This is a genomic window from Pseudoroseomonas cervicalis ATCC 49957, assembly GCF_000164635.1.
GTDB lineage: Bacteria > Pseudomonadota > Alphaproteobacteria > Acetobacterales > Acetobacteraceae > Pseudoroseomonas > Pseudoroseomonas cervicalis.
The window spans coordinates 1-1856 of the sequence record NZ_GG770824.1 but is presented as its reverse complement, the minus strand read 5'-3'; the positions used below and the strand labels follow the sequence as shown (position 1 = coordinate 1856).

Sequence of the window (1856 nt, the reverse complement as noted above, 5' to 3'; positions counted from 1 at the left end):
GGCGGCGGGCGGCCGGGCCGGGCCTCAGCCGATGCCGCGCAGCATGGCGATGTGCTGCTCGATGCCGGGCACCGCGAGGGCGGCGATCACCCGCTCGGCCGGCAGGCCGCCGGACAGCAGCGCCTGCTGCGCCCGCAGCAGCGCCTCATGCGTCGCCGTCTGGCCGGCCAGGTAGCGGCGCTCGAACGCCTCGCCCTGCAGCGCCTGCATGGCCTGCAGCTCCTGCAGCGCCTCGCCCGGCAGCGGCACCTGGGCCGGCACCGGCAGGCCGGCCAGCTGCATGGCGCGCAGCATGCCCTCCTGCTCGGCCGTCTCGAACTGCGCGAAGGCGCGCACCGAGGGGGTGCGGGCGCGCTCGGCCGCCAGGGCGCTGGTCTGCATCGAGAAGACGCCGCCGGCCAGCACCCGCATGCGCCAGGGCGCCATGTCGTCATTCACCGTCGCACCCGGCGCCGTCATCCGGGGCGTGGTCTGGGCCATGCCGGAGGCCGGCTGGGCCATGGCGGATCCCGCCGCCAGCGGCAGCAGGGCCGCCCCGGCCAGGCCGCTCATGGCACCGCCCATCATCGCGCGTCGTTGCATGCTGTCTCTCCCAGGCAGGTTGCCTGCCACCGCAACCGGTCCGCGCCCCCGGGGGTTCCCCGCGGCGCCGGAATGGGCGGCCGCCCGGCGGCGACGGCCCGCCAGCCATGCGCGCCACGCGGCAGCGATGAACTGGACCCTCATTATTAGGAACCTATGTAGTTCCGCATGGACCGCCTCGCCTCGCCCGACCTGCTCCGCCGCTTCGGCGGGCATTTCATCGCCGTCACCCGCGCCTAGCGGCGCGAGGCCGATCTGCGGCTGGCGCCCCTCGGCCTCAGCCACGCCACGGCGACGGCGCTGCTGCTGCTGCGCGACCATGCGGGGGAAGGCTGCCGCCAGAACCGCCTGGCCCAGGCCATGGGGATCGAGCAGCCCTCGCTGGTGCCGCTGCTCGACCATCTGGCCGGCGCCGGCCTGGTCGAGCGCCGCCCCGATCCCACCGACCGCCGCGCCCGCAGCCTGCATCTGACGGAGCCTGGCGCCCGCATGGCCACCCAGGCCGCCGCGTTGCTGGACGCGCTGCGCGCCGAGCTGCTGGCGGGCAGCGCGCCGGAGGATGTTGCCGCCGCGCTGCGGGTGCTGGAGGCGATGGCGGCGAAGCTCGGCTGCCCGCCGGGAGGCTTCGCCTGATGCCGCGCCTGCCCACCCCCGCCGACTGGCTCTATTCGGCGCGCAGCTTCGCCGCCGCGGCGCTGGCGCTGTGGATCGCCTTCTCGCTCGACCTGCCGCGCCCCTACTGGGCGATGGCCACGGTCTACATCGTGGCGCAGCCCTTCTCCGGCGCGCTGCGCGCCAAGGCGCTGTGGCGGCTGGCCGGCACGCTGTGCGGCGGCATCTTCTCCATCCTGATGCTGCCGCTGCTGGTCGGGGCGCCGCCGCTCTTCGCGCTGGTGCTGGCGCTGTGGCTCGGCCTCTGCCTCGCCGCCTCCTTCTACGATCCGACGCCGCGCGCCTATGCCTTCATGCTCTCCGGCTACACCGCGGCGCTGATCTGCTTCCCCATCGTCGACCAGCCCGGCACGGTGTTCGACACCGCCATCTCGCGCATGATCGAGATCGGGCTCGGCATCCTCTGCGCCTGGCTGATGCATGGCGTGGTCTTCCCGCAGCAGGGCGCGCCGCGGGTGCTGGCGGCCAGCCGCGCCTGGCTCACCGATCTGGCGCAGCTGGCCGAGGACAGCCTGACCCGCCCGCACGACCCGGACCGCTTCGCCGCCGAGCGGCGCCGCGTGGCGCGCGATGGCGCCGCCCTCGCCGCCCTGTTCCAGCAG

At 75.2% G+C, this 1856-nt stretch carries 3 protein-coding genes; 2 read left to right on the top strand and 1 reads right to left on the bottom strand.

Annotated elements, in window-relative coordinates; all coding sequences use genetic code 11:
* Positions 1-24 precede the first annotated feature (24 nt).
* Positions 25-582, bottom strand: coding sequence for a DUF4142 domain-containing protein (locus HMPREF0731_RS24545; protein WP_157136249.1), 558 nt, complete (start codon positions 580-582; stop codon positions 25-27).
* Between the two features lie 255 nt (positions 583-837).
* Between HMPREF0731_RS24545 and HMPREF0731_RS19345 the strand changes: the two genes are divergently transcribed.
* Entirely contained in the window at positions 838-1215 is a 378-nt protein-coding gene (locus tag HMPREF0731_RS19345; protein WP_051014831.1) for a MarR family winged helix-turn-helix transcriptional regulator, read from the top strand.
* On the top strand, positions 1215-1856 hold a 642-nt coding region (locus HMPREF0731_RS19340; RefSeq protein WP_007005898.1), incomplete at its 3' end, for an FUSC family protein. The genes HMPREF0731_RS19345 and HMPREF0731_RS19340, both read left to right, overlap by 1 nt.

What these genes read in the sequence shown, in the direction of transcription:
- HMPREF0731_RS24545 (WP_157136249.1), bottom strand. Translation starts at nt 582, where the DNA reads ATGCAACGACGCGCGATGATGGGCGGTGCCATGAGCGGCCTGGCCGGG.